This is a genomic window from Bacillus sp. AF62 (assembly GCF_050312695.1).
GTDB classification, from domain to species: domain Bacteria; phylum Bacillota; class Bacilli; order Bacillales; family Bacillaceae_G; genus Bacillus_A; species Bacillus_A cereus.
Genome location: NZ_JBNPJZ010000186.1, coordinates 1 through 2,405, shown reverse-complemented (window position 1 = coordinate 2,405; position 2,405 = coordinate 1). Strand labels below are relative to the sequence as shown.

Sequence of the window (2,405 nt, the reverse complement as noted above, 5' to 3'; positions counted from 1 at the left end):
TTGACACCCCGCATCATACCAAGAGGCTCTTTCACATGCAAGCCCACCGAAAACCTTCAAACAGGAATTCTCCCTATATAAATATAGAAAGAACAGCCTTTAGCTGTCCTTAGTTTTTCGCCATCCACATGGCACTAATTGTTTCAGTAGAAATATGTTTCCAAATCCCGTATATCTGTATTGAAATGAAACTATCTTTTAACTGTATATCCAATGGAATTATGTTTTTAATCTTTCCGTTGTATATCTTTTTCATTTCTGCTTTGAACACGACTCTAACCTCTAATGTACCCAAACTCATTTTACTATCCCCTCATTTTAAGACAAAATGGGATTGCCTTTTACTCTTATTATTGATTAGCATTCGCATCCATAATTTTTTCTCTTTCTATGTGTACCAATTAGTTTGTATAATTATCCACGATAAAATCAGACTGCACTGGTGTTATATTTTTCACACGATAATTAGCAGATTTTTCAGTCTTCTTATTTCTCTGATCAGTATCTTCCCTGGCGATAACACTCACTACAATAACAGCTAATAACTAAACCTACCGTTTCTTTTAGAATAGCCTTTTCATTATGTCTTACATGATACTATTCTCCCTTTTCCCCTATGTATTTATAAGTTACTTACATAAAATATAATGCACGAAAGTAAATCAGATTTCAAGAGGTTTTTTTCTGAAAATTATTCCAATTAATGATTTTTTAACTCATTGAGAACAAATAACTTCAATGTAAAAATTCGAGATTCATGTACAAATGGGTTCGTTTCATAACAAACTCCGCACAGAACATTTTTTTATTTATGCCCGATACCAGGCCTACTCGTATTACCATCTACAACACCATATTCTGTTATGTTTGGCTCTACTATTACTTTTACTTTTAACTTGGGATACTGCTTCTCCCATCTTTTTATATTAAAATGTCTGATACGACTCCTTGCTTCATTTCCAATCCCAACAGGATCAATATGAAGTTCTTGACATTCCTTAATGATTGCATCTCCTTGTTTTTCTAGCGAGTGCTTCATTGCTTTTTCTGTTATCTGTATAATATCTTGTGAGATTCTTTTTCCTTGAAATTCACGTACAAGTCCCTTTACCTTTAAACGAAGGGTAATTTGTGGATCCGGCGTAAAAGTTCGTATAAGAAATTTCCGATGAGTAACCACACTTTGTACAGAAACGTCTACATCCTTGCTTATTTTTACTTTTACATGCCCTAGTTTTACTCTTTCTCGTAAAGCTTTGAAAATGAATAGATTGTCTCGATGAATTTTTTTTACGTATCGGCCTTTCTTGAATAGAGCAATTCCTTCAATTCGTATATATTTTCCTTCTAATTTTAGTAGCGGTAAAACAGGATCTTTCAGTTTTGAAAAATAGGATGTTAAAAATAGGTGAAGATTATTCTTGGGTAATAGTCCCTGTGCCATGTTATGTTCTAATAAATTGGCTAGAAAACTCCCTGTATCCTTATTTCCATATTTCTTTTCTAGCACATTCTTTGCTTTCCCATCTACAATTGCTAGTAATAACCGTGAACTAACATTGGCATCCCGATGAAACGTATCAATGATTGTAGAAATTCCTTTTTTAGAAAGCTCATGTCCAAATAAAGCCACTTCCAATTTCCCATTTGCAATCGGTTCATCAGATTGTTCATTCTGCTTTTCCAGGCTTTCCTTACTCAATGAGGATGTTGTAGTCAAGACCTTATTGGTAATGGTTTTATCAGGGTTGTATACAGCATAGACTCCTGAAACTTGCATTTGATTTTTTGTACTTGATGAATCATAACCAACTCCTTTTGCAAGCTGAATATCATCCAGTACTTCCTTGGGAACACGACCAAAAATAAATACTAACAGCATCATAATACATAGAAAGATAATGAACCTTATTTTCATCCTTATTTCCCCATTCGATTTCGAATATGATAGACAACAAACAATATGGGTATGTAAACAACAACAATGTAAAAACCAATACTTGAAATAATTCGGTTCAAAGATGCTGTCGCATACCGACCGGATATAAAAACTATCATCAAAAAGAGGATGCTTAGGAGACAAGGAAGCAGTGATTTTTGTCGTAAACCACATAAGTCTTTTAATCCCCGACTCGCAGCCCAGCAACTAAGACATATATTCGGTAAAAGAATCATAATCCACGTTGCAATTCCTATGAATTCAAAGCGTTCTATAAAAGGAAATCGAATAATTTTCCACATACTTAAAGTAGGCCAAACCGTGTGACTTAAGTGCTCTGGACTAAAATAGACCGTTGTTACAGCCCTTCCCGAACGGGAAAGCCCATTGCCTTTAGGCATGGGATGAAAGTGAGGTTGGATACGGAGTGCAACAAAAAAACCGCAAGGTTTGTGGTACTTTAAGT

At 34.8% G+C, this 2,405-nt stretch carries 3 protein-coding genes; all 3 read right to left on the bottom strand.

Annotated features, from left to right (window positions below; genetic code table 11):
- Positions 1–109: 109 nt before the first annotated feature.
- The gene (locus ACQRBL_RS32095) at positions 110–301 is read right to left on the bottom strand and encodes a hypothetical protein (RefSeq protein ID WP_000052058.1); all 192 of its coding nucleotides are present in this window, start codon (positions 299–301) and stop codon (positions 110–112) included.
- A 504-nt stretch (positions 302–805) separates the two neighbouring features.
- Positions 806–1,918, bottom strand: a complete 1,113-nt coding sequence (locus ACQRBL_RS32090; protein ID WP_000701946.1) for a Ger(x)C family spore germination protein — start codon at positions 1,916–1,918, stop codon at positions 806–808.
- A 2-nt stretch (positions 1,919–1,920) separates the two neighbouring features.
- Positions 1,921–2,405 (bottom strand): GerAB/ArcD/ProY family transporter (locus ACQRBL_RS32085; protein ID WP_427736392.1); only part of this gene is annotated, 485 nt, incomplete at its 5' end.